The sequence below is a fragment of the Actinoallomurus sp. NPDC052274 genome, from assembly GCF_040679475.1.
GTDB lineage: Bacteria > Actinomycetota > Actinomycetes > Streptosporangiales > Streptosporangiaceae > Actinoallomurus > Actinoallomurus liliacearum.
In genome coordinates this window covers 37,594-60,439 of the sequence record NZ_JBFAUT010000036.1, presented here as the reverse complement: position 1 = coordinate 60,439, position 22,846 = coordinate 37,594, and the positions used below count along the sequence as shown (strand labels likewise).

The window sequence follows — 22,846 nt, the reverse complement described above, 5'->3', positions numbered from 1 at the left end:
AGGGCGTGTGAGTGAGCGGAGCGAGCGAGCCATGAGCGCAGTGCCTCTGGTCATTCCTCCGACGAAGGAGGTCGCATGACCGGAGCGTGGACGGCCATGCAGCGGGTGTTCGAAGAGCGGGACCGGCAGGACTTCGACGAGGCCCGGATCGCCGACCTCGCCGAGCTGGCCGCGCGCGTACGGGAGCTGTCGGAGCTGGTCGTCCTGACCCGCGCCGACCAGAGCGAGGTCGCCGCCGTCGCCCACGAGGTCGAGCTGCTGACCCGGCGGCTCGCCGAGGCGGGGCGGGGCATCCCGCCGGGCGCCCAAGTGGGCGAGGGCGGGATCGTCCGCCAACTCGGCAGCCCGGTCACCGGTGCGTTGAACCCCCTCGCCCCGCCGATCGAGATCAGCGTTTCGCCTGACGGGACCGCGCGCAGCGAGTTCACCCTCGGCGTGCTGTACGAGGGTCCTCCGGGCTTCGTCCACGGCGGTGTGTCGGCGATGGTCCTCGACCACCTGTCCGGCGTCGCCGCGTCCGCCAACGGCACGCCGGGCATGACGGCGGGACTGGACCTGCGCTACCGGCGGCCGACGCCGCTCGGCGTTCCGCTGTCCGCCGAGGCGAAGGCGGTCCGCGTGGAAGGCCGCAAGACGTTCGTCGAGAGCCGCATCTTGGGCCCGGACGGACGGGTCACCGTGGGGGCGGCTGCCGTCTTCATCGGCTTCTCAGCGTAAGAAACACCGGCCGTCAGGCCAGTGAGGGAACGTTGCGCCCTCCTTGGGCTGCCGGCGGTGGTGGTTAGGGTGCGGGCATGCGGTTCCGGCTTGCGCCCACGCCCGCTCAAGAGCAGGCGCTGCTGGACCACTGTTCGCACGCCCGATATGTGTGGAACCTGGCGATCGAACAGCATCAGCACTGGCAGCCGGGCCGGGCGAGCGCGCCGGGCTATGCCGAGCAGTCCCGCCAGTTGACCGAGGCGAGACGAGAGTTCCCGTGGTTGGCGGCGGGGTCGCAGACGCGCCGGGCACGAACGTGCGCGCCAAGGCCGGGCTGAACCGGTCGATCCAGGCGGCCGGTTGGGGTCTTCTGGTGACCCGCTTGGAGCAGAAGGCGCGGGACCGGGTGGAGAAGGTAAATTCCGCGTACACGTCTCAGATATGTCATGCCTGTGGGCATCGCGCTGCGGAGAGCCGTGAGAGCCAAGCGGTTTTTCGTTGTCGCGCCTGTGGGCATGTCGATCATGCGGATGGGTGCTCAGCGCGGTGGGCTGAACGACGGCCCGCCGCCCGGCCGGCCGGGCTCGGTGTAGGACTCCAGCTCGGCCGCCATGCCCGAGAGCTCGAGCCCCTGCCGGCCGAGGTTGCGGCTCAGCGCGTCCATGATGGTCAAGGTGACGTGCAGGAATACGTCCGGGGCGAGCCGGCGGACGTCGTCGGCGTACACCCGGTGGGACTCCGGGTTTCCGGTGAGCGCGGCGAACACGCCGGTGCGGACCCGCTGGCTCATCGACCGCCAGACCTGTTCCTGCTCGGGGGTGGCGCCCTTACGCCAGGGGCCGTCGTAGTCGAGTGTCCGGATCAGGTCCCCGGCGGGCTCGCCCGCACGCAGGTCCCACAGCACCGCCCAGAAGGCGATCAGCCAGTTCATCCCGGTGAGGACTCGCAGCGGATCGGTGTCCAGCGCGCCGAACAGCTCCGCCTGCGGCCCGGTGCTCTCCCGGAACGCGAGCGCCTCGAGCCGGACGATGTCGTCCATGGCCAGCAGGTCGGAAGGGGGACGGCGCAGCACGGTGGAGCGCCCGGACACCAGATCGCGCAACTCGACCACGTCGGCCTCGGACAGGCGCGACCATGTGTACGACCCCGGCACGATCACCATCGTAAGACGCGGCCACGACGGTATGGGTTTCCTCGACCTCACGTGAACAACTGACCACCGTTCACGTCGATGGTCGCGCCGGTGATCGCCTTGGCCCCGTCGCCGGCCAGGAAGATCACCGCGCGGGCGACGTCCTCCTCGGTCGCGATCCGCCGGAGCGCCATGGCGCCGACGTCGTGGTCGTACACGGCCTGGAACGTCGTGCCCTCGTCCCGCGCGCGCGTCTCCATCCACGTTGTGAGCGCGTCACTGGCGATCCAGCCCGGCGCGACGCAGTTCACCCGGACGCCCAGCGGGCCGAGCTCGTCGGCGAGGCAGTGGGACAGCAGGTGGACGCCCGCCTTGCCGGTGGCGTAGTCGCTCCGGCCGGCATAGCCGGCGCGGCTCGACAGGGAGGTCACGTTGACGATGGATCCGCCGCCGCCCTCGACCATGTACGGGGCGAGGTAACGGCAGGTGAGGAGGGTCCCGTACGTCGCCGTCTCCACCGCCGAACGCCAGAGCTCGAGGTAGCCGGGGTCCATGTCGAGGACGTTCTTGCGGTGGGTGCCGGGGAACGCCGCGTTGACGAGCACGTCGATCCGGCCGAACCGGTCGGCGGTCGTGCGGGCCAGCGCCTGCACCTGGTCGGGGTCCCGTACGTCGGCGGGCACCGCGAGCGCTCCGGTGGCGGCCGCGGTCTGCTCCAGGGCGGCCCGCGAGCGCGCGGACACCACGACGCGCGCGCCCTCTTCGACCATCAGCCCCGCGAGCGTACGGCCCAGGCCCGGGCCGGCCCCGGTGATGACAGCGACCTTTCCCGACAGCACTGGACCTCCCGAGGTGACGCGACGCCGCATCGTACCAAGCGGACGCTAGCTCGGTGTGTGTCGCCCCGCCGAATCCGCCGAAGAGGCGGAATTCCGATAAATGTCTGCCGTGGAAACGTGCGAACGCGCCTTCCGTAATTTCTGCCGACCCCGTGTTACCGTCGGCCCTGGGAAAGAATTGATCTTCACCTACGGTATTTATCGCGCGATGCAGCGTTCCAAGGAAATGGTGCACCAATGCGTAATCTTCGGATGAGCGCCGTGGTTCCCTCTCCTCTGGCGACGGTGACGGCCTCGGCCGCCATCGGGTCCCTTTGCGTCCTCGTCGCCGCGGCCGTCTCGTCCCTCGCCCCCGCCGCCGCGTCTCCGGAGCGCGGCGGCGTCACCGCCTCCACGGCCGGCCGGGATTCGTGGCCGGTCGCCGGCGCGTCCGACGGCGCCGGGCCGAGGCGGCGCGAACCCCGCCGGACCGTGAGAGCCCCCATGGCCGATCCCGGGCCGCGTCCGCGGCCCACCCCCGCCCCGACCGTGACCGTCACCGCGTCTCCCACCGTGACCAGGACCACGACCGCCACCGCCACCACGACCGCGACGCGGACCCTAACCGCGGACACCACCGCCCCCCCCGCCCCCACACCACCCCCACCGGCCAGTGCGAAGTCCGACGGCATCAACGTCTCGATCGGCGCCAGTCCGTCGGCGTCCGCCTCCCGGACGCCGACCGCCTTCCCCCGGCCGCGCCGTACGCCGCTGAAGAACTTCATCGCGCGGTGCGATCCGCGCGTCTACTTCCGCCTCCGATTCCAGAAGCCGGTCGACCTGTTCGTGCCGGACTCCTATTACGTCGACGGCCCCGGCGGTGACATCCAGGTCTGGATCAGGCGGGTCCACCTCGTCCGGCTGCACGTCGAGCTCGAGAAAGAGGTCGACACCGACGTCACCGTGCAGAACTTCCTCGCCCGCGTCAGAAAGGAACTGCGGCCGGAGGTCGAGCAGGAGCATTCCGTGGAGAGCGGGCACCAGTACACCGTTCACGTCACCAAGGGAATGATCGGGCATGTGCGGTACCGCGTGTTCGGCCTGAAAGTCGGCTTCGACGAGTGGAAGATCTTCCACAACTGCGGCCGGCTGAGGATCAACACGGGCGTCGCCACGTTCCCCACCATCCGGGAGGGCTGGAAGTTCTGGGAGACGAAGGCCTGGCCGACCGTGGGAGAGGGGCGGAGAGCGGGGCGGAGGCCGGGCCGGGCCAGGGCCGGGAGACCCACTCGTGAGACGAAGGGGCGCGAGCCCACCCTGGAGCGCGAGCTCACCGAGGGGCATGGCGGGCCGTTGCGCCGCCACGAGAACTATCCGAGCCAGACCGCGGGCGAACGGAAGTGACCGCCGCCTGACGGGCGGGGGTCCGCCCGAGCCGTACGACTCCTGCCGAGCGGGAGCCGCCGTTGACAGCGGCCGGACCGCTTTCTACGCTTCACCAAGCGGTCGCTAGGTTGGGTGGAGGTCGCGTGACGGCACTGGCCACGGACATCGGCGGCACCTTCACCGACGTGGTCCTCGTCGCGGACGGCCGGGTGCACGTCGCCAAGACGCTGACGACCCCGGACGACCCGACGGAGGGGCTGCTGCGCGGCGTCCGCCGGGTGCTCGCCGACGCGGGAGTCGCGCCCGCGTCGGTCGACCGGTTCACGCACGCGACGACGCTCGCCACCAACGTCATCCTCGAACGCCGGGGCGCCGCCGTCGCGTTCGTCACGACGCGAGGCTTCCGCTCGATGCTCGCGCTCGGCCGCCAGGCGCGCGTCGAGGAGGAGCGGTACGACCTGGCGTACTCGCCGGGCGAGCCGCCGGTGCCCCTGACCCACACCTTCGAGGTCGCCGAACGCCTCGCCGCCGACGGCACCGTCCTGACCCCGCTGGACGAGGACGCCGCCCGGCGGGTCGCCGAGCGCGTCGCGGACCTCGGCGTCGCCGCCGTGGCGATCTGCCTGCTCCACTCCCATGCCAACGACGCCCACGAGCGACGACTCGCGTCGATCATCGCCGAGCGGCTTCCGGCGGGCACCCCCGTCGTGGCCTCCTCGGCGGTCTGGCCGGAGGTCGGCGAGTACGAACGGGCGACGACCACGCTCATGTCCGCGTACGTCGGTCCCGTCATGGGCGCCTACCTTCGCCGGCTGCGCGATCGCCTGGCCGAGGCCGGCATCACGGCGCCGGTGCACGTCATGGAGTCGGCGGGCGGCGTGCTGCCGGCGGAGCTCGCCGCCTCCCGCGCCGTCTACACGATCGAGTCCGGCCCGGCCGCCGGAGTGGTCGCGGCCGCCCGCGAGGGCGCCCGCCACGGGCTCGCCGACCTCATCTCCTTCGACATGGGCGGCACGACCGCCAAGGCCGGGCTCGTACGGGACGGGCGCCCGGGCGTCACCCATGAGTTCCAGGTCGGCGGCAAGGGCAGCTTCGGCGGACGGCGGCCGGGCACCGGCGTGCCCATCAAGGTCCCGGCGATCGACCTGGCCGAGGTCGGATCGGGCGGCGGCTCGATCGCCTGGGTGGAGGCCGGAGCGCTCCGGGTCGGCCCGCGATCCGCCGGGGCCGCGCCCGGTCCGGCGTGCTACGGGCGCGGCGGCACGCTGCCGACGGTCACCGACGCCGACCTCGTGCTCGGCTACCTCGACCCGGACGGCTTCGGCGACCTCCGCCTCCGGCCCGACCTCGCCGAGGACGCCATCGCCCGCCACGTCGCCAAGCCGCTCGGCGTCGACGTCGTCGAGGCGGCCGCGGCGGTCCACGACATCGCCGGCGCGCAGATGGGGACCGCCGTGCACGTCGTCACGGTCCGGCGCGGCATCGACCCGCGCGGCTTCACCCTGGTCGCCCTGGGCGGCGCGGCCCCGACGCACGCCGCCGGGCTGGCGGAGCGGTTCGGGATCCGCCGGGTGCTCGTCCCGGCGCGCTGCGGCGTCGGATCGGCGGCCGGGTTGCTGCACGCCGACCTGGCGATCGAGCGGTCGCGGTCGTTCCTCGCCCCGGCCGCCGCGGCCGACCCGGCGGCGCTGGAGACGGTGCTCGCCGACCTGGAGGCGGCCTGCCGCGCCGACCTCGGCCTCGGCGACGCGCGCGGCCGGGTCACGCGTTCGGTCGGCCTCCGGTTCGCCGGGCAGGCGCACGCCTTCACCGTCGAGCTCCGCCCCGGACCGGTCACCCGCGACGTCATCGAGGCCGCGGTCGAGGAGTTCTACGCCCGGTACCGCGAGTCGTACGGCATCGACCTGCGCGACCCCGCGGAGCTGACCGTCGCCCGGGCGCGCGTGTCCCTGCCCGCAGGAGCAGCGGACCCGGGCGGGGCGGACCCGCCGCGTCCGGCTCCGGACCGGACCCGGCGGGCGTGGTTCGGCGGGGCGTTTCGCGAGGTGCCGGTGCGCGAGCGGACCGCCTGCGTCCCCGGCGAACGGTTCACCGGCCCGTGCGTCGTCACCGAACCGCAGGCGTCGCTGGTCGTGCCGCCCGGCTGGAGCGGCGTCCTCGACGACCACGGCGCCGTCTCGCTGGAGAGGGAGGGCACGGATGCGTGAGGACCTGACCGCCGAGATCCTCCGCAACGCCCTTCGCGTCGCGGCCGAGGAGGCGAGCATCGTCGTCGTCCGCTCGGCGTACTCCACCTTCATCGTCGAGGGGGCGGACGCGGCGGCGGCGATCCTCGACGCGAGCGGGCGCCTGGTCGCGCACTCGCTGTCCACCGCGCTCGTGCAGTGCGCGAGCCTGCGCAGCGCCCTCCCGTACGTCATCGACGCCTACCCGCTCGCCGGCATGCGCCCGGGCGACGTCTTCTGCTCCAACGACGTCTACCAGGGCGGCGTGCACGCCAACGACCTCCTGGTCTTCCGGCCGGTCTTCGTCGACGGGAGCCCGGCCTACTTCACCGGCACGCTCATCCACGTCGCGGACCTGTCGGGCCTGTCCGCCGGCGGGATGGCCAGCGACGCGGCCGACGTGTTCCTCGAGGGGCTGCAACTGCCGCCGGTCCGGGTCGCCACCGCCGCCGGGTGGGACGAGGGCCTCACGCGGGTGCTCGCCGCCAACAGCCGTACCCCCGACCGGCTGCTCGGCGACCTGCGGGCGCTGGTCGCCGGGGTCAACGTCGCCGCGCGCCGGGTCGAGGCGCTCGCCGCCGAACAGGACCTCGCGGCCGGGATCGACGGCTATCTCGCCCACACCGAGGCGCGGATGCGCGAGGAGCTCGCGCGGCTGCCGAGGGGCGGCTACGCGGGGGAGTACGCCGTCGAGGACGGCGCCGACCGGCACTGGGTCCGCGTCGCGGTGACCGTGCACGACGACGGGGTCCTCGTCGACTTCGCGGGCACCGATCCGCAGGTCGCCCGGCCGGTCAACTCCGGGTTCTCGCAGACGCTCGGCGGCGTGATGTACGCGCTGCGCTGCTTCGTCGATCCGGCACTGCCGATGAACGAGGGCTGCTTCGCGCCGGTCGAGGTGCGGATGCCCGAGGGGAGCCTCGTCAACTGCACGAAGCCGTACCCGGGCGGCGGCCGGTGGGCCACCGTGGCGGCGGCCGAGGAGGCCGTCTTCGCCGCGCTCACGCGGGCGCTGCCGGGTCGCGGCGCGGCCGCCTCCGGCATCCTGCAGGCCTTCAGCGTCAGCGGCGTCACACGCCCGTGGCTGCACATGGCGTTCGAACTGGGCGGCATGGGCGCGCGGTACGGCCGCGACGGACCGGACGCGACCGGCGCGCTGTTCGGCGGCGGCCGCAACATCATCCCGCAGGTCGAGCCCATCGAGGCGCGGCTGCCGGTCCGGATCGAGGAGGTCGCGCTGATCCCCGACTCCGGCGGGCAGGGCCGCTGGCGGGGCGGGCTCGGCACGCGCACGGTGATCCGGGTGCTCGAGGACGCGCACGTCGACACGCGCGGCGACCGGTTGCGCCACCCGCCCGCCGGGGCGGAGGGCGGCGCGCCCGGCCGGGCGGGCGGCTACTTCCGCGAACGCGCCGACGGCACCCGCGAACCGCTGCCGCCCAAGGCGACGCGCTCTCCGCTGCGCGGGGGCGAGGCGTTCGTGGTCGAGACGTCCGGCGGCGGTGGCTATGGCGACCCGGCCGACCGCGATCCGGACGTCGCGGCACGGGACCTGCGCGACGGGAGGGCCACCCGGTGAAATTCGGCGTCCCCCTGGGGCTCGTGCATCCCGGGATCTGGCGGGACCTGACGGTCGAGGCCGACCGCCTCGGCTTCGAGTCGGTGTGGATGCCCGAGCACCTCGTCTTCGCCACCGACCTGTCGACCGCCGCGTATCCCGGTACCGGCCGGCCCGGCATCGTGCCGTCCACCCCGCTGTTCGACGCGCCGGCCCACCTGTGCGCGCTCGCCGCCGTCACCGAACGGATCCGGCTCGGCACGGCGGTGTACCTGTTCGCGCTGCGCCACCCGTTCGTCGCCGCGCGGGCGTTCGCGACGCTCGACCACGTCTCCGGCGGGCGTGCCATCGCGGGCGTGGGTGCGGGCTGGTACGCGGGGGAGTGGCAGGCGACGGGGATCGACTTCGCGAGCCGGGGCCGGCGGCTGGACGAGGCCATTGACGTGGCCCGCCGCCTGTGGAGCGAGGACGTCGTCGAGCACCACGGCGAGTTCTTCGACTTCGGCGAGGTCGCCTTCGAGCCGAAGCCGCGCGGCATCCCGATCCTCGCGGGCGGGGAGTCGCCCGCCGCCCTGCGCCGCGCGGTCGCCCGGTGCGACGGCTGGATCGGCATGCCGCACACCCTCGCGTCGGTACGCCCGCAACTGGACCGGCTCCGCCGCCACCTCGCCGACCGCGACCGGCCCTTCGAGATCACCGTGCACGCGTACGAACTGGCCGGGCCGGAGGAGATCGGCGCGTGGGCCGCGCTGGGCGTGGACCGCGTGATCGTACGGCCGTGGACACGCACCGGCGAGGCCCTCGACGCGCTACGGCGCTTCGCCGCCGAGTACGGGATCGCCCGTCGTTAACGCGGCGGCGTCACCACGACTTGGTGCACTTGGTGTTGAGCGTGTCGGTCGTGGCGCAGGAGTGCGACTTGTAGCCGGAGTCCTTGTGCCAGCCGCCGTACACCCACACGCCTTGCCCCTTGTCCTGGTAATGCCAACTGTAGGAGCTGTGCGAGGACTTGCGGACCAGCGCGAAATAGCAGGTGGAGGCGCCCGCGTACCGGTAGTAACGGCCGCGGACGTACCACTTGCCCTTCGACTTCTCGGCGTCCATGGCCGCGTAGCAGCCGTAGCTCCTGACGCCCTTGACGATGTTCCAGTGGATCGTGCTGTCGGCGTGGACGGTGCCGGCCGGGCTCGCGGACGCCGGGGCGCTCAGCGCGACGACCGCCGCCGCGCCGGCCAGCCCGGCCACGAGTATCCGCCTGATGGGTGTCATTTCCCGTGTCACCTCGCTGCATTCTTCGATCAGTAAGGAAAGACCACGGGATGCTAGCGAGATGGTCTGCCGGTATTTGTGACTTTCGCGGCAGAAGGTCACCGCAGGAATGGACTGATCCGGAGGAAAGAGCGTCCGGGGGCGCGCTCGCGTGCGGGAGGGAAGGGCGGGGCGGCCCCGCTGCCACTCAGGGCCGCCCCGCCGCCGCCTCGTTCAACCGGACGCGCTCGGCCGCCGAGACGGTTCACCCGAGGACCAGCCCGCGATGGCTGCCGCAGGAGCGCCGGCCCATATGTCCACTATATCGATCGGGATTGCAAAGTAAAGCCCTCTTCCGTCCTCCGTCGCCGTCAGCGGGCGGAGAGGGCGGCCAGCACCGGCTCGTACATGGCCATGCGGATCTTGGCGACCGTTCCGCCGTCCTTGGCGGCCAGGGGAGCGGCGGCCTCGATCGCCGCGGGAAGGACCTCGGCCTCCGGGGCGGTCCGGTGGACGATGCCCGCCTCGCGCGCCTCCTCGGCGCCGTAGCGCCGGCCGGTGACCATGGCCTCGTGCGCGACCAGGTTCGACAGCCGGGACTGGACCAGGGCGGCCATGCCGGGCGTGAAGGAGAGCCCGAGGTCGACCTCGGGCAGGCAGAAGTAGCCGCGGTCGCCGCGCATGACGCGGTGGTCGTGGGTCAGGGCGAGCATGGCCCCGGCGGCGAACGCGTGACCGTTGATCGCGGCGACCGTGGGCATCGGCAGGGTGAGGAACCGCGCGAACACCGCGTGGACCCGGTGCAGGTAGGGCTCGAACTGGTCGGGGTTCCCGGTCAGCCATTCCAGGTCGAGGCCGTTCGAATAGAACTTGCCGGCGCCGATCGTCACCAGGGCGCGCCGCCCCTCCGCGGACTCGAGTTCGCCGAGCGCCTTCTCGAGCTCGTCCAGGAAGCCGGGGCTGAAGCGGTTCTCGCCCGCGTCCATGCGAAGGATGTGAACGTCCCCGTCCCGCCGTAGCTCGATCATGCCGTCTCTCCCGTTGCTACTGATGAGTAACTGCTGGGACGAGCATCTCATCTCCGCGCCCGTCAGGGCAGGGGCGTGGCGGCGCGAGCGGGCGGAGACCGGGACGTCCGGGTCCGGCCGAGGCCGGCCCGGTCTCGCCGGTATTTCGGCCCCGTGGCGAGGCGCGCGCCCGATAGCCTGGGAGCCAGTCGCGTCCGGCGGGAGCGTTCCCCCGAGCACCCGAGCAGAAGAGGGACGGCATGAGCGAGGAGTCCGGATCCGTCGAGATCCTGTTCGTCGACGGCGCAGACGTGCCCATCAAGCACAAGCACGCCGACCGCATGATCGTCATGCGCGACGCCGCCAAGCCCGACGGCGACGCGCTGTACTACACCCCCGCCGAGTGGGAGGCGTTCATCCTCGGGGTCAAGGACGGCGAGTTCGACGACATGGTGGAGGACGCGCCGAAGCCCCCGCAGAGCTCCTGACGGAGCCGTCCGCCGCCTGAGGCGGGTCCGGCGCGGTGGTCAGCCGTCCTGGAGGACGCGGTCCCGCCGGAGCTGCGCGGAGACCCGCCGCGGATCGCCCGGCGGCAGCACCGCCGCCAGCTTCATGAGGATCTCCAGGTCGTCGGCCGCCGCCTGCGCGTAACACCACAGCGCCTCGGAGTCGCCACGGTGCAGTAGCTGCCGGCGGAGCTGCGCGGTCAGCTCGTCCCGCGCCGCCTGCACGGCAGGGGACTCCGAGCGAGGCAGCAGCGGCCCCGGATACAGGCGTACGGCCGCCGCGACGTCTCCGGCCGCCAGCAGCCGCCGTACGGTCAGGAAGTCGGCCTCCACCTCGCAGTCGAGGCGGTACGGCTTGGCCCGGACGATGTTCCCGAGCTGGCCGCGGAGCCGATGGATCTCCGCGCGCACGGTGGCCGGATTGCCCTCGTCCCCGTAGAGGTACAGCGACGACTGTTCGCAGGACAGGCCGCTCGGGTGCAGCGCCAGCAGCGCGAGCAGCTCGGCGTGCCGCAGGGACAGGGGGACGCGCCGGCCATCGAGGAAGGCGCACGGTTGTTCGTCGCCGAGCAGCCGCAGGGTGAGCGAGCACCGGTCGTCCGAGCCGGCGGCGCGCAGGAGATACGCCTGGCCCAGCGTCTCCGCCACCGCGGTACGGCCGTCGGGCAGCGCGACCCGGGCGCCCGCCTCCGGGACCACGACCCGTCCGCCCCGCCACCCGTCGGGGTCCGCGACCAGGATCCGCCCGGTCGTCGTCACCAGGGCACGGGTGTCGCCGCGCACGTGCCGGAGGTACCGGGCGCGCAGGCACTCGTCGCGGTGGTTCATCTCCAGCGTCAGCCAGGCCTCGGCGAGCCGGGCCGCGGCCTCCACGAGCGCGACGACGGCCGGGTGCAGTTGGTCGACCGTCGCGCTGATGTCCACGCACCCGATCACCTCGTCGGTGTCCGGGTCGACGACCGGCGCGCCGGCGCACGACCAGGGCTGGAGGACGCGCACCAGGTGGTCGGTGGCCTGGACGTAGGCCGGTGCCCGGGTGCTGAGCGCCATGCCGATGCCGTTGGTGCCGATGGCCTCCTCGGACCAGCGGAACCCCTCGATCAACCCGACGGTGTCCGCCTGCCGCCGTACGTCGCTCGGGCCCTCGCTCCACAGCACCCGCGCGTCGCCGTCGGTGATCACCATCAGCTGGGTGGTCGCGTCGGCGACGCCGCGCAACGTGTCCCGCAGCCGCGGCAGGTGCCGGTCAAGGGGATGAGCGGCCCGTACGTCCGCGACCCGCGCGGCGTCGATCGCCTGCGGCGCCGCCCGCATCTCCGGGTCGACCCCCGCGTCCAGCGAACGGCGCCACGACTCACGGATCAGCGTGCGGTCGGCGCGGGCCTGCCCGGCGCCGGCCGCCTCGTGCAGCACGGCGGTCCGGAGATCGCAGTCCGCGGGGTTGTCGCACACGTGGCTGCTTCGCATGGCGCTTCTCCACTGGGGGCGTGTCTGCCCCGAGCATTGGGGCTGCGGCCCCCGGCCGCAAGCGATTCGGCCAAACTGGCGACCTGCGATCATCGCCCTGGGTCATCGGGCGGTTGCAACGTGTTTGCAACCCTGCTTCGTCTACCGTACGTTCCACGACCGCAACGGGGCGTCACCTTTCCGCTCCGGGCCGCGGTCGTCCGTGGCGGTCAGCCCGGACCCGTGAGAGGGGACGGATCCGGTGCGCCGTGCACGCGCCCGCCGCCGTTGGGCTCGCCGGGAGAGGAGCGCCCCGGCGGCGGGCGGCCCATCCCCGGGTCACTCCGGCCGGGAGAGGAGCGCCCCCCGGGGCGGGCGGACCGTCCTCGGGTCACTCCGGGCGGGGCACCGCCGCGCCGTACAGCAGCAGGCGGAGCGCCTCGGCGGTGCCGGAGGGGTCGCCGGTCGCCAGGCGGCGGACCGCGAGGCCGTACAACAGCGCGACCACGGTGGGGGCCTTGGCCTCCGGGTCGGGGATGTCCAGGGCCGTCAGGATCGCGGTGGCCAACTGGTCGTAGGCCGCCATCGAGCGGACCGCGGCCTCCCGGACCAGCGGGTCGCGGGAGGCGTGCAGGTGCAACTCCAGGGTGGCGACCTCTTCGGGGCCGTCCGGCAACGCGGCGATGGCGCGCTCGGTCTCGACGACGGCCTGTTCCGGGCCGATCCCCTCGAGCCGCGCGGCGATCTCGCTGATCCGGCCGATCTCCTCGTCGACGTACCGGCTGAGGGTCTCCCGCAGGAGTTCGGCCTGGCTGGGGAAGTGGTAGGTCAGCGAGCCCAGCGCGACGCCGGCGGCGGTCGCGACCCGCCGGTTGGTGACCGCGCCGACCCCATGCTCGCCGATCAGGCGCAATGTGGCGAGCAGGATGCGTTCTCGTGTGTCTTCCATCGCCGGGCAAGTCTGGCGTATCCCGACCTTCTCCTTGAGGCCCTTCTCGGATTATCGTTCGTTCGAACGAACGAATCCAGCCTTCGGGGGGATCCTGTGATCGACGGACTCACCACGGACGCCGCCCGGCTGGCCAGGGGCGACGTCTCCGCTCGCGAGCTGGTCGAGTACTCCCTCGACCGCATCGAGCACGACACGCTCGGCGCCTTCCGCGTGACCTGCGCCGAGCAGGCCCTCGACGAGGCGGACCGGGCCGACCGATGGCGCGGGCGGGAGCGTCCTCCACTGCTCGGCGTCCCCGTCGCCATCAAGGACGACACCGACCTGGCGGGGCACATCACGCCCTTCGGCTGCCGCGGCAGCCACCAGCCGAAGACAGCCGACAGCGAGGTCGTGCGGAAGCTGCGCGCGGCCGGCGCGATCATCGTCGGCAAGACCAACACGAGCGAGCTCGGGCAGTGGCCGACCGGGGAGACCGGCTTCGGGACCGTGCGCAACCCCTGGGACCGCGAGCGCACGCCGGGCGGGTCGAGCGCGGGTTCGGCGGCGGCGGTCGCGGCCGGCATGGTCTCCGGCGCGCTCGGCTCCGACGGCGCCGGCTCCCTGCGCATCCCCGCCGCGTGGACCGGGCTGGTCGGCCTCAAGCCGCAGCGCGGCCGCGTCTCCATCTGGCCGCACATCGACTCCTTCTACGGCATCGCGGTCGCCGGCCCCCTGACCCGTACGGTCGAGGACGCCGCCCTGCTCCTGGACGTGCTCACCGGCAGCCACCCCGAGGACATCCACCGTCCGCCGGCCCCCGCCGAGCCGTACCGGCGTGCCGCCGAACGTGAACCGGGGCGGCTGCGGATCGCGCTGTCGTTCCGCACGCCGTTCGGCGTGCCGTCGGCGGTCGACCCGGAGATCCGGGCCGCGGTGCTGCGTCTCGCGGACGTGCTCACCGACCTGGGCCACGACGTGTTCCCCGCCGAGCCGGACTACGGCCTGATCGGCCTGAACTTCCTCCCGCGCGGAACCGCCGGGGTGGCCGACTGGCTCGAGGCGACGCCCGACGCCGAGCCCGAGCCCGCGACCATCACCGAGGCGTTCCTCGGCCGGCACTTCGGGCGCCGGCTGGTGCCGATCGCGCGCCGTCTGGAGCCCCGGACGGCCCGCCGCGTCGGACGGATCTTCGAGCGTGCCGATGTCGTGCTCACCCCGACCACCGCGCGGCTCCCGCTGCGCATCGGCGCGCTGGCCGGCCGCGGCTGGCTCGCGACCGGCCATCTGGCCGCCGGGGCCTGCCCGTTCTGCTGGGCGTGGAACGTCCTCGGCTGGCCGGCCATCGGCGTGCCCGCCGGGCTCAGCGCGGGCGGCCTGCCCATCGGCGCCCAGTTCCTCGGCCGGGAGAACGACGAGGCGACCCTCCTGTCCCTCGCCACCCAGCTCGAGGCCGCCGAACGCTGGCCCGACCGCCACCCCGCCGACACCGAGAAAAGCGTCCACGGCATGGCGTAGCACCGGAACCCGTATCCGTTGATCCCTGGCGTCCGCTGCTCCCTGAAGGCGGCAGACGCCGGGGATCAAGGCGGCGGGGCTCGAAGCGGGGCGGACTCTTCGGTCTTGTCCGGCTTGGGGGTGCGTTTAAGCGATCTGTTCCTTCAGCGGGTAATCGCCGGGCTTCGGCCGCGTAGCTTGGCGGATATGGCGACCTTCAGCGGTCGGAGGCGGTCAAGGGAGCTCGCGTGGGCGGCCTTCCGGCCGTCCGTCGGGGCGCTCGCTCTGATACCGGGCATCGTGCTCGTCGGCTGCGGGTCGTCGGGCGTGCGGACGACGGCGTACGGCCGGACGGCGGGCTCCTCGAACCCGTCCGGTGCGCAGCACATGATCGCGGTCCCGGGCTCCTTCGACGACTACACGCGGATGACCGGCGCGGACGCCGACCGGGTCATCCAGACCATTCGCAACGCCCAGGCGCAGCAGAACTCGGTGTACGCCGCAAAGATGAAGATCGGCGTCTACCAGCGGCGCGGGGACGCCCGGCAGCGGCTCGCCTTCCTCGGGCTGGCGGCCGGCGACCACCCGACCATCGCGAAGGAACTGCGAACCAACCCACCGTCCTTCGAGGTGGACTCCGCCCTCGCGGCCATGCCGCTGACCGGTCCCAAGGACTACCCGCCGGGACCACTCGGCGGCGTCCTGCGCTGTGCGCCGGGATCGCACGGCGGCGCCGGCTGCGCGTGGGGCGACGGCTCCACTGTGGGCGTGGTCGCCAGTTCGATCGCCTCCGCCGACGAACTGGCGCGCGTGACCCTGGCCCTGCGCAAGGCCGCCGAGCGCTGAGCGACGCGCCCAGGCGCCTCGACACGGATCATGACCTCGTCGTCGGCAAGCAGCACGCGGATCATCGATCACCCCTTCGCAGCCGGTCGGCGGGCGTTATGACGTCCTTGGCGACGAGCCGGCCGTCCGCGAAGCACAGCCGGTAGACGTCGCCCACGCCGAGTGGATTGTCGTCCGAGCGGTAGTACCGGCAGGACGCAACGGGCGGGGGCGCGGGGCCGGAGCCGGCCCCGGCCGTACCGAGACCGGAGTCCCGGAGTCAGGCTTTCGCGGCGAGTGATCGAAGCTCGGCGATCACGTCCGCGCCGCTGGGCGCGTGGTCGGGGTCCACCAGCCACTGCAGCATCAGTCCGGTCAGCAGGGCGAGGGGCACCGAGCCGCCGAGGCCCTCGCGTCCCTGGCGTTGTCCCTCGGCGAGGTGGCGGCGCACCTCGGGGGACCGCGTGGCGTGGACCGCGGCCTCGAGCTGGGCCACCCACAGCGCCCGATGGGTGGTGAAGCTGTCGATCAGCATCTGCCAGCGTTCCTCCGGCTCGTCCGATGTGGCGCTGCGGGCGAGTTCGTCGCCGAGCTCGTCGACCGCTTCGACCAGGGCCTGGGTGAGCAGGGCGTCCTTGGAACCGAAGTGGTAGCCGATGGCGGCGTGGCTGACTCCGGCGGCCGCGGCGATGTCCCGGACCGTGGTGTGCGCCCAGCCGCGTTCGATCAGGCATCGCTTGGCCCCGGACAGCAGATCCTCTCGGTTTCCCATGTGCCGCAGCATAGCGAAGGGTTTGACCATGTGGTTCATCCATATGGTTTGACCAAATGGACAAGAGGGGGCTACGGTCCTGCCCATGACGAAGACCAAGGTTCTGATCTCGGGTGCGAGCGTCGCCGGACCCGCCCTCGCCTACCTGCTGCACCGCGACGGTTACGACGTGACCGTGGTCGAGCGCGCGCCGGAGATCCGCGACAGCGGGTATGCGGTGGACTTCCGCGGCGCGGCGTTCGACGTGCTGGAGGACATGGGCCTCCTCGCCGAGGTGCGCGCGCTCGACACGAAGATGCGCGGCACGACTCTCGTGGACGAGAAGGGCGTCGAGACCGGGCGGCTGCCCGCCGAGGCGTTCGCCGGCGAGTTGGAGGTGCCGAAGCGGGACCTGACCCGGATCCTGCACCGCATCACCGCGGGCGACGTGGAGTACGTGTTCGACGACTCGATCAGCGCGATGAGCCGGCACGAGTCCGGCGTGACGGTCGAGTTCGAACGCGGCGCCACCCGTGAGTTCGGCCTGGTGTTCGGGGCCGACGGCGTGTTCTCGAAGGTCCGGGAGCTGGCCTTCGGGCCGCACAAGGACGCGGTGCGGCACCTGGGCATGTCCGGTGTCGGCTTCAGCACCGCCAACCACCTCGGCCTCGATCACGCCGGGATGCTGCAGCATCTCGACGATACGGCGATCTACGTGTTCAGCGCCGACCCGGCGGATCGCCTCACGGTCAGCCTGTCCTTCGCCACGGCCTCACCCGCCCTGGACCGGCGCGGCCGGCAGGAGCAGGAGGACGCGGTGCGCGCCGCCTTCGCCGGGCACGGCTGGGAGGCGCCCCGGCTGCTGGAGGCGATGAGCCGGGCCGACGACTTCTACTTCTCCTCGTCCTGCCAGGTCCACCTGGACCGCTGGTCGACCGGCCGGATCGCGCTGGTCGGGGACGCGGGGTACTGCGCCGCGCCGACCAGCGGCATGGGCACCTCACAGGCGCTGATCGGCGCCTGGACGCTCGCCCGCGCCCTGGCCTCGGCGGGCGGCGACCACACGGCCGCGTTCGGCGCCTACGAGGCGGAACTGCGACCGTACGTCGCCGAGAACCAGGCGCACGGCCGGCAGGCCGCGGCGACGTTCGGCGGTGCGGCCGACCTGGCGGACTCGCCCACCCCGTGACGCCGCCCGATCGGGAGCGGCACCTCCTGTTGATCTTGACGGCCGGCGGGTGATAGAGGTGGATCGGTGCGATCCCGAGGTGCGGTTGTGACCGCCCGCCGGTTCCGCCGGCCGCGGGCACCGGGGTGTCGGCGGCCGAGCGCCCCGCGACCGTACGCCGTCCGGCCCACCCGCGGTCCAGACCGGACGACTCCCTGCGGCCGGGGCACGTCTTCCCTTCGGCCGCGCTTGCGCTGGGGCTGCCCCTGCTCGATGCGGACGATCCGAGAAGGCGTCTTCAGGGAACGGGAGGGAACGCGGTGATCGAGGTCGACGTGGTGGACGGCGTCGGGGTCGTACGGCTCGCCCATGGCAGGGTCAACGCCCTGGACGTGGAGCTGTGCCGGGCGATCGAGCGGACGATGCGCGAGCTGGACGACCCGGAGGGACCCGTCCGGGCCGTGGTGCTGACCGGAACCGGGCGGGTCTTCTCGGCGGGCGTCGACCTCAAGCGCGTCGTGGCCGGCGGCGCCCCGTACGTGGCGGAGTTCCTGCCCGCGCTCGGCGGCGCGTTCCGGTCCGTCTTCGACCTCGGCAAGCCGGTGGTCGCCGCGGTCAACGGGCACGCGATCGCCGGCGGCTGCGTGCTCGCCGCGGCCTGCGACCGCCGGATCATGGCCTTGGGGACCGGCCGGATCGGGGTCCCCGAGCTGCGGGTCGGGGTGCCGTTCCCGGCCCCGGCGCTGGAGATCATGCGGTTCGCGTTGGGACCGGTCCGCGCCCGTCAGGTGATCTTCGACGGTGCGAACCACGAGCCGGACGCTGCCCTGGCACTGGGACTGGTCGACGAGCTGATCGATCCGGACGCCCTGGTGGACGAGGCGGTGGCCGTCGCGGGCAGGACGGCCACCGACATCCCGGCCGACACCTTCCGTCACACGAAGGCGCAGCTCCGGCAGGAGGTGAACGAACGGCTCGATCGCGTCACCGAGCCGGGCACCGTGGAGCTGTGGACGAGGGCGGCGACCGACGGCCGGATCCAAGCCTTCCTGGACCGTACGGTGGGTTCGCGCGGTCAGTAGCCGGCGCCGGTGAGCATGCCGCCGTCGATGAGGACCTCGCTGCCGGTGCAGTAGCCGGACTCGTCCGAGGCGAGGAAGACGACCAGCCCCGGCACCTCCTCCGCCTTGCCCATCCGCTTGAGCGGCAGGGCGCCCAAGAACGCCTCGGCGCTGCTCGCGGTCGCCGCGACGACGTCCGGGTCCATGGTCATCGCGGTGAGGATGGCACCGGGGTGGATGGAGTTCACCCGGATGCCGTACTGGCCGAGCTCGCGCGCCGCCGCCTTCGTCAGCCCCCGGACGCCGAACTTGCTGGCGCTGTAGGCGGCCAGCCCGGCGGCGCCGATGAAGCCCTCGGTGGAGGAGACGTTCACGATCGACCCGCCACCGGCCGCCCGCATCGGCTCGATGACGGACTTGACGCCGAGCCACTGGCCGATGAGGTTGACCTCGATGACCCGGGTGCACTCCTCCAGGGACATGTCCTCGATCGGCTTGTGCCTGATGATCCCGGCGTTGTTCACCAGCACGGTGAGGCCGCCGAAGGCGGTGACGGCGACCTCGACGGCGGTCCGCCAGTCGTCGGCCCCGGTCACGTCCATCGGCACGAACCGCGCCGCGTCACCGAGTTCGGCGGCGAGCTTGCCGCCCTCCTCCTCCAGGACGTCACCGAACACCACCTTGGCGCCCTCGGCGACGAAGCGCCTCACGTGCGCCCGGCCCATTCCCCGCGCGCCACCGGTGATCAGCGCGACCTTCCCGTCCAATCTGCCCATCACACACACTCCCGCCGCTGGTCACGGACCTTGGCGGCCGCGACCGCCGTGGCCGCCGCCTCGATGCTCCGATAGGTGGGTACGCCCGCGGCCCGGGCGATCGCCCGCAGCTCGTCCTCGATGCCGGGCGGGGCGTACTCGGCGTTGCGCAGCACGAGGGTCACCCTCGTGCCGGTCAGCCCGCGCTGCAGCTCCCCGACCGCGTGCGCGTACGCGAGGAGCGGGTCGGCGCTGTCGCCGAACGTGAAGAAGCTCTGCACGTTCACGTGGGTGACCACGTCCGGGTACGGCCGCCGCGCGGCCCGCTGGATCGCGGTGACGACCTGCCCGACGAGGTCCGGCCTGCCGCGCGGGCCGACCGGGATCTCCAGGGGATTGCCGGGAACGGCGCCGACGGGCAGGCCGAGGTCGACGTCGGGCAGCGGGGCCAGCCGCAGCCCCGCGCGGTCGAGGGCGTCGGCGGCGAGCACGCCCGCCCCGCCGCTCGGCCCGATGACGAGGACGTCGGGGGAGGCGGGCACGTCCCGCCCGGCGTGCAGGTCGAGGAGGTCGAGCGCGCCGATCAGGTCGTCCTGGGCGGTCACCAGCGGCAGCCCGGCCTGCCGGCCGAGGGCCGTCCAGATCCGGGCGTCGCCGACCATCGCGCCGGTGTGCGACGCGGCGGCCCGGTGGCCCTGCGCCGAGCGCCCCCCGACGAGGGCGACGACCGGTTTGGACACCGTCCGCAGCGCCTCGAACAGCGCCCTGCCGTCCCGGGGGTCCTCAAGGTAGAGGCCGATCACCGAGGTGTCGTCGTCGGCGGCGAGGTACCGCAGGAGCTCGGCCGGTCCGACGTCGGCGCTGTTGCCGACCGTGGCGACCTTGGAGAAGGCCAGGCCGCGGCGTTCGCCGACCCTGACGACCTCGCCGGCGAGCCCGCCGCTCTGCGAGACCAGCGCGATCCGCCCGAGCGGCCCAGGCCGCCCGCCGATGAAGGTCTGGCCGCCCGCCGGGGAGTACACGCCCATGCAGTTGGGGCCCAGCAGCCGGACGCCCGCCGCGCGGGCGGCGGCGATGAGATCCTCCTCCAGGCCCGCCGCGCCGGTCTCCCGGAAGCCCCCGCTCATCACCTGGACGAACGGGACGCCGCGGGCCTCACGTACGACGTCCGGGCAGCGCTCGGCCGGAACGGCGACCAGCGCGTAGTCGACGCCGGCCCCGTCCAGGGAGGGCACGCAGGGCACCCCGTCGATCTCGTCCGCGGTCGGGTGGACGGCCACGAGCCGGCCGGCGTACCCGGCCGCGCGGTAGAAGCCGAGGAACATGTTGCCGAAGTTCGGCCGCTTGGTGGAGGCGCCCACCACCGCGACGCCGCGCGGCGCGAACAGCCGGGCGAAGTCCTGCGGCGTCGCCTCCGGGCGCGGCCGTCCGGCCTGCTCGGCGGGGACCCGGCGAGCAGGCCGGGCCTCCACTGCGGCTGGGGCCGGGTACGCGAGGTCGGCGTCCACCGCGGCGGGAGCCTGGCGCGGCGGCCGGGCCTCCACCGTCGCGGGGGCGGGGCGTGGGAGGCGGGCGTGCGCTGTGGCAGGGGCCCCGCGCAGGAGGCGTGCGTCCACCGCGACCGCGCCCTCGGGCGTGCAGATGACCGGGTTCAGCTCGAATTCGCGGAAGTCCAGGCTCTCGGCGACGCCACCTGGCCCGCCGACCGCGAGGAGGACCTTGACCAGGGCGTCCCGGTCGACCGCCGGCGAGCCGCGGAGGCCGTCGAGGAGGGCCGCGCCGCGCAGCTCCGACAGCATCTCCCGGGCGTCGTCCTCGGTGATCGGGCACAGCCGCAGGGCGGTGTCGTGGAGGACCTCGGTCCACACGCCGCCCAGGCCGACCAGGACGACGGGCCCGAACGACGGGTCGCGGACCGCTCCGACGATCACTTCGACGCCCGGCGCCGCCTGCTCCTCGACCAGGTAGCCCTCGATCGCGATCTCGGAGCCGGCCGGCGCCGCCCGGATCTCGGCGGCGGCCCGCGCGGCCTCGACCGGTGAGCCGAGCCCCAGCCGCACGGCCCCGGCGTCGCTCTTGTGCACCAGCCCGGGTCCGTACGCCTTGACGACCAGCGGCGGGGTCAGCCCGCTCGCCGCGGCGGCGACGCCCTCCGCGGCCCGGGCGGTCGCGCCGCGCGGCACCGCGATCCCGAACCCGGAGATCAGGTCCTTGACGACGTGCTCGGCGACCACGCCGGGCTCTTCGACCTGCGTCACGGGCGCTCCAGGAGGTCGGCGTAGCGGGTGCGGATCTCGCGGCGCAGCAGCTTGCCCGGGCCGCCGGAGGCGTCCTGGGTGTGCGGCAGTTCGTCCGCGACGACGACGAGGTCGGGCGCCTGGTGGGCGGGCAGCCGGGCGGCGAGCCGGGCCCGGACCTGCTCGGCGTCGAGAGTCGTCCCGGCACGGGGGACGACGGCCACCAGGACGCGCTGCTCGACCGCGTCCTCACCCTCCGGCTGCGCCGGAACGCCCACGACGCCCGCCTCCGCGACGCCGTCCAGCTCGATGGCCGCGTCCTCCAGGCCGCTCGGCTGCGACCAGACGCCGCTCTTGAGGATGGCGTCCTCGCGGCGGCCGAGCACGGTCAGGAAGCCGTCCTCGTCGAGGATGCCGAGGTCTCCGCCGACGTACCAGCCGTCGCGCAGCACCTGCGCGGCCCGGTCCGGAAGCTTGTCGTAGCCCTGCATGAGGTTGGGCCCGGTCAGGTTGATCTCGCCGACCTGGTTCACGAGCCGCTCACCGTCCGGGCCGGTCACCCGCACCGCCGTGGACGTCCGGGCCCGGCCGACGGAGGCGATGTCCTGGCTGCCGTCGTCCTGGCGGCCGATGCAGGTGTACGGCGCCTCGGTCTGGCCGTAGTAGCTGAAGATCGCCGCTCCGGGCAGCCGCTTCATGATCTTCTCGCGGAGGGAGGGGAGCAGCGGCTCGCCGCCGAGCACGATCGCGGTCAGCGAGGACAGGTCCACGTCGGCGTGCTCGTCGGAGCCGAGCAGGGCCGAGAAGAAGCTGGGGATCAGGCTGACGTGGGTGACGCGCTCGCGCGGCACGACCCTGAGGAAGTTGGCCGGGCCCCAGTCCTGTTCGAGCACCAGTCGCATGCCCGCGTAGAACGCCGGGCCGACCAGCGCCGGGAAGCCGATGCCCCAGATGATCGCGCCGGTGCCCATCACCGAGTCGGCGCCGTGCGGGATGTCCAGCCAGATCTGCGCCGACGCCAGGCTCGAGGCGTGGGTGTGCCGGACCGCCTTGGGCAGGCCGGTCGTCCCCGACGTGTAGAACAGCGCCATCAGGTCGTCGCCGTGCCCGCCCAGCGGCGGCTCGTCCTCCGCCGCCGCGGCCGCCAGCGCGTCCAGGTCGGCGGCGTCCTCGGCGGGCCCGCCCACCCGGAGCCACAGCCGTACGCCCGGCAGCCGCGGCCGTACGGCCGCGACCAGCTTCTCGACGCTCGCGTCGTACACGAAGGCCGTGCACTCGGAGTGCTCGACGACCTGGGCGAGCGTGTCCTCCGGCCAGTAGGGGTTGAGCGCGCAGACCACCGAGCCCAGCTTCATCTGCGCGAGGTAGACCTCGGCGACGTGCAGCGTCTCGTTCAGCAGCGACGCGACGCGCTCTCCAGGGCGGATCCCCGCCTCCAGCAGTGCGTGCGCCACGCGGTTGACCTTCCGGTTCAGTCCGTCGTAGGTGAGGCCGGTTCCGCCGCAGTAGGTCAGCGCCACCTTGTCGGGGGTGCGCAGCGCGCCGGCGGTGAGGATCGCATGCCCGTAGTTGCCGAATGGTGATCGCGCCACTGGGGTC

The 22,846-nt window shown here is 73.3% G+C and carries 21 protein-coding genes and 2 pseudogenes; 13 read left to right on the top strand and 10 right to left on the bottom strand.

What is annotated here, in order from left to right; all coding sequences use genetic code 11:
- Positions 1 to 75: 75 nt before the first annotated feature.
- From AB0K82_RS27410 to AB0K82_RS27400, 3 genes and pseudogenes are all read left to right on the top strand, one after another.
- A complete protein-coding gene (locus AB0K82_RS27410) occupies positions 76 to 717 on the top strand; it encodes a PaaI family thioesterase (protein ID WP_364402163.1) in 642 nt (213 codons plus the stop codon).
- Between the two features lie 77 nt (positions 718 to 794).
- Positions 795 to 1,037 (top strand): helix-turn-helix domain-containing protein, encoded by a 243-nt coding sequence (locus AB0K82_RS27405; RefSeq protein WP_364402161.1) that lies wholly within the window; start codon positions 795 to 797, stop codon positions 1,035 to 1,037.
- Positions 977 to 1,183: pseudogene (locus AB0K82_RS27400) on the top strand (zinc ribbon domain-containing protein); the annotation flags it as partial. The gene AB0K82_RS27405 and the pseudogene AB0K82_RS27400, both read left to right, overlap by 61 nt.
- A gap of 54 nt (positions 1,184 to 1,237) precedes the next feature.
- On the opposite strand, the gene AB0K82_RS27395 reads toward AB0K82_RS27400, so the two are convergent.
- Both AB0K82_RS27395 and AB0K82_RS27390 read right to left on the bottom strand, forming a co-directional pair.
- Positions 1,238 to 1,852, bottom strand: a complete 615-nt coding sequence (locus tag AB0K82_RS27395) for a hypothetical protein (protein ID WP_364402158.1) — start codon at positions 1,850 to 1,852, stop codon at positions 1,238 to 1,240.
- Positions 1,853 to 1,899: 47 nt separating this feature from the next.
- Positions 1,900 to 2,670 carry an SDR family oxidoreductase gene (locus AB0K82_RS27390; protein WP_364402155.1) on the bottom strand — a complete coding sequence of 257 codons (771 nt, stop codon included), beginning with the start codon at positions 2,668 to 2,670 and terminating at the stop codon, positions 1,900 to 1,902.
- Between the two features lie 252 nt (positions 2,671 to 2,922).
- On the opposite strand from AB0K82_RS27390, the gene AB0K82_RS27385 reads away from it, so the two are divergent.
- The 4 genes from AB0K82_RS27385 (at position 2,923) to AB0K82_RS27370 (ending at position 8,669) form a co-directional block, all read left to right on the top strand.
- Positions 2,923 to 4,053: a hypothetical protein gene (locus AB0K82_RS27385; RefSeq protein WP_364402153.1), complete on the top strand. Its 1,131-nt coding sequence runs from the start codon at positions 2,923 to 2,925 to the stop codon at positions 4,051 to 4,053.
- A gap of 125 nt (positions 4,054 to 4,178) precedes the next feature.
- A complete protein-coding gene (locus tag AB0K82_RS27380; protein ID WP_364402151.1) occupies positions 4,179 to 6,242 on the top strand; it encodes a hydantoinase/oxoprolinase family protein in 2,064 nt (687 codons plus the stop codon).
- A complete protein-coding gene (locus tag AB0K82_RS27375; protein ID WP_364402148.1) occupies positions 6,235 to 7,839 on the top strand; it encodes a hydantoinase B/oxoprolinase family protein in 1,605 nt (534 codons plus the stop codon). The genes AB0K82_RS27380 and AB0K82_RS27375 overlap by 8 nt, the downstream gene beginning before the upstream one ends.
- Complete coding sequence (locus AB0K82_RS27370) at positions 7,836 to 8,669, top strand: TIGR03619 family F420-dependent LLM class oxidoreductase (protein ID WP_364402145.1); 834 nt, start codon at positions 7,836 to 7,838, stop codon at positions 8,667 to 8,669. The genes AB0K82_RS27375 and AB0K82_RS27370 overlap by 4 nt, the downstream gene beginning before the upstream one ends.
- Before the next feature lie 10 nt (positions 8,670 to 8,679).
- On the opposite strand, the gene AB0K82_RS27365 is transcribed toward AB0K82_RS27370, so the two are convergent.
- Both AB0K82_RS27365 and AB0K82_RS27360 read right to left on the bottom strand, forming a co-directional pair.
- The gene (locus AB0K82_RS27365) at positions 8,680 to 9,087 is read right to left on the bottom strand and encodes a hypothetical protein (protein ID WP_364402142.1); all 408 of its coding nucleotides are present in this window, start codon (positions 9,085 to 9,087) and stop codon (positions 8,680 to 8,682) included.
- 350 nt (positions 9,088 to 9,437) lie between these two features.
- Positions 9,438 to 10,094: an enoyl-CoA hydratase/isomerase family protein gene (locus tag AB0K82_RS27360; protein ID WP_364402140.1), complete on the bottom strand. Its 657-nt coding sequence runs from the start codon at positions 10,092 to 10,094 to the stop codon at positions 9,438 to 9,440.
- Between the two features lie 239 nt (positions 10,095 to 10,333).
- Between AB0K82_RS27360 and AB0K82_RS27355 the strand changes: the two genes are divergently transcribed.
- Positions 10,334 to 10,561 carry a DUF397 domain-containing protein gene (locus AB0K82_RS27355; protein WP_364402138.1) on the top strand — a complete coding sequence of 76 codons (228 nt, stop codon included), beginning with the start codon at positions 10,334 to 10,336 and terminating at the stop codon, positions 10,559 to 10,561.
- Positions 10,562 to 10,600: 39 nt separating this feature from the next.
- On the opposite strand, the gene AB0K82_RS27350 is transcribed toward AB0K82_RS27355, so the two are convergent.
- Complete coding sequence (locus AB0K82_RS27350) at positions 10,601 to 12,046, bottom strand: GAF domain-containing protein (RefSeq protein ID WP_364402135.1); 1,446 nt, start codon at positions 12,044 to 12,046, stop codon at positions 10,601 to 10,603.
- Between the two features lie 370 nt (positions 12,047 to 12,416).
- Positions 12,417 to 12,974, bottom strand: coding sequence for a TetR family transcriptional regulator (locus AB0K82_RS27345; RefSeq protein WP_364402132.1), 558 nt, complete (start codon positions 12,972 to 12,974; stop codon positions 12,417 to 12,419).
- A gap of 96 nt (positions 12,975 to 13,070) precedes the next feature.
- On the opposite strand from AB0K82_RS27345, the gene AB0K82_RS27340 reads away from it, so the two are divergent.
- Together AB0K82_RS27340 and AB0K82_RS27335 are read left to right on the top strand one after the other, a co-directional pair.
- Positions 13,071 to 14,471, top strand: coding sequence for an amidase (locus AB0K82_RS27340; RefSeq protein WP_364402130.1), 1,401 nt, complete (start codon positions 13,071 to 13,073; stop codon positions 14,469 to 14,471).
- Between the two features lie 186 nt (positions 14,472 to 14,657).
- A complete protein-coding gene (locus AB0K82_RS27335; protein ID WP_364402128.1) occupies positions 14,658 to 15,296 on the top strand; it encodes a hypothetical protein in 639 nt (212 codons plus the stop codon).
- 259 nt (positions 15,297 to 15,555) lie between these two features.
- Here AB0K82_RS27335 and AB0K82_RS27330 read toward each other — a convergent pair whose 3' ends face one another.
- Positions 15,556 to 16,047, bottom strand: a complete 492-nt coding sequence (locus tag AB0K82_RS27330; RefSeq protein WP_364402125.1) for a TetR family transcriptional regulator — start codon at positions 16,045 to 16,047, stop codon at positions 15,556 to 15,558.
- Positions 16,048 to 16,132: 85 nt separating this feature from the next.
- Here AB0K82_RS27330 and AB0K82_RS27325 point away from each other — a divergent pair, with 85 nt between their 5' ends.
- From AB0K82_RS27325 to AB0K82_RS27315, 3 genes and pseudogenes are all read left to right on the top strand, one after another.
- A complete protein-coding gene (locus AB0K82_RS27325; RefSeq protein ID WP_364402123.1) occupies positions 16,133 to 17,215 on the top strand; it encodes an FAD-dependent monooxygenase in 1,083 nt (360 codons plus the stop codon).
- Positions 17,216 to 17,340: 125 nt separating this feature from the next.
- Positions 17,341 to 17,433: pseudogene (locus AB0K82_RS27320) on the top strand (hypothetical protein); the annotation flags it as partial.
- 81 nt (positions 17,434 to 17,514) lie between these two features.
- Positions 17,515 to 18,276 (top strand): enoyl-CoA hydratase/isomerase family protein, encoded by a 762-nt coding sequence (locus tag AB0K82_RS27315; protein ID WP_364402227.1) that lies wholly within the window; start codon positions 17,515 to 17,517, stop codon positions 18,274 to 18,276.
- On the opposite strand, the gene AB0K82_RS27310 is transcribed toward AB0K82_RS27315, so the two are convergent.
- Genes AB0K82_RS27310 through AB0K82_RS27300 form a run of 3 tightly spaced genes read right to left on the bottom strand, consistent with a single transcriptional unit; the run spans position 18,270 to position 22,839 of the window.
- Positions 18,270 to 19,031, bottom strand: a complete 762-nt coding sequence (locus AB0K82_RS27310) for a glucose 1-dehydrogenase (protein WP_364402120.1) — start codon at positions 19,029 to 19,031, stop codon at positions 18,270 to 18,272. The genes AB0K82_RS27315 and AB0K82_RS27310 overlap by 7 nt on opposite strands.
- The gene (locus AB0K82_RS27305) at positions 19,031 to 21,268 is read right to left on the bottom strand and encodes an acetate--CoA ligase family protein (RefSeq protein WP_364402117.1); all 2,238 of its coding nucleotides are present in this window, start codon (positions 21,266 to 21,268) and stop codon (positions 19,031 to 19,033) included. Before AB0K82_RS27305 ends, AB0K82_RS27310 begins: the two co-directional genes overlap by 1 nt.
- Positions 21,265 to 22,839 carry a class I adenylate-forming enzyme family protein gene (locus tag AB0K82_RS27300; protein WP_364402116.1) on the bottom strand — a complete coding sequence of 525 codons (1,575 nt, stop codon included), beginning with the start codon at positions 22,837 to 22,839 and terminating at the stop codon, positions 21,265 to 21,267. Before AB0K82_RS27300 ends, AB0K82_RS27305 begins: the two co-directional genes overlap by 4 nt.
- Positions 22,840 to 22,846: the final 7 nt, after the last annotated feature.

Excerpts from the sequence above, each read along its gene's own strand:
- AB0K82_RS27410 (WP_364402163.1), top strand. The coding sequence starts at position 76 with ATGACCGGAGCGTGGACGGCCATGCAGCGGGTGTTCGAAGAGCGGGAC.
- AB0K82_RS27405 (WP_364402161.1), top strand. The coding sequence starts at position 795 with ATGCGGTTCCGGCTTGCGCCCACGCCCGCTCAAGAGCAGGCGCTGCTG.
- AB0K82_RS27385 (WP_364402153.1), top strand. The coding sequence starts at position 2,923 with ATGAGCGCCGTGGTTCCCTCTCCTCTGGCGACGGTGACGGCCTCGGCC.
- AB0K82_RS27375 (WP_364402148.1), top strand. The coding sequence starts at position 6,235 with ATGCGTGAGGACCTGACCGCCGAGATCCTCCGCAACGCCCTTCGCGTC.
- AB0K82_RS27365 (WP_364402142.1), bottom strand. The coding sequence starts at position 9,087 with ATGACACCCATCAGGCGGATACTCGTGGCCGGGCTGGCCGGCGCGGCG.
- AB0K82_RS27360 (WP_364402140.1), bottom strand. The coding sequence starts at position 10,094 with ATGATCGAGCTACGGCGGGACGGGGACGTTCACATCCTTCGCATGGAC.
- AB0K82_RS27355 (WP_364402138.1), top strand. The coding sequence starts at position 10,334 with ATGAGCGAGGAGTCCGGATCCGTCGAGATCCTGTTCGTCGACGGCGCA.
- AB0K82_RS27350 (WP_364402135.1), bottom strand. The coding sequence starts at position 12,046 with ATGCGAAGCAGCCACGTGTGCGACAACCCCGCGGACTGCGATCTCCGG.
- AB0K82_RS27345 (WP_364402132.1), bottom strand. The coding sequence starts at position 12,974 with ATGGAAGACACACGAGAACGCATCCTGCTCGCCACATTGCGCCTGATC.
- AB0K82_RS27335 (WP_364402128.1), top strand. The coding sequence starts at position 14,658 with ATGGCGACCTTCAGCGGTCGGAGGCGGTCAAGGGAGCTCGCGTGGGCG.
- AB0K82_RS27330 (WP_364402125.1), bottom strand. The coding sequence starts at position 16,047 with ATGGGAAACCGAGAGGATCTGCTGTCCGGGGCCAAGCGATGCCTGATC.
- AB0K82_RS27325 (WP_364402123.1), top strand. The coding sequence starts at position 16,133 with ATGACGAAGACCAAGGTTCTGATCTCGGGTGCGAGCGTCGCCGGACCC.
- AB0K82_RS27310 (WP_364402120.1), bottom strand. The coding sequence starts at position 19,031 with ATGGGCAGATTGGACGGGAAGGTCGCGCTGATCACCGGTGGCGCGCGG.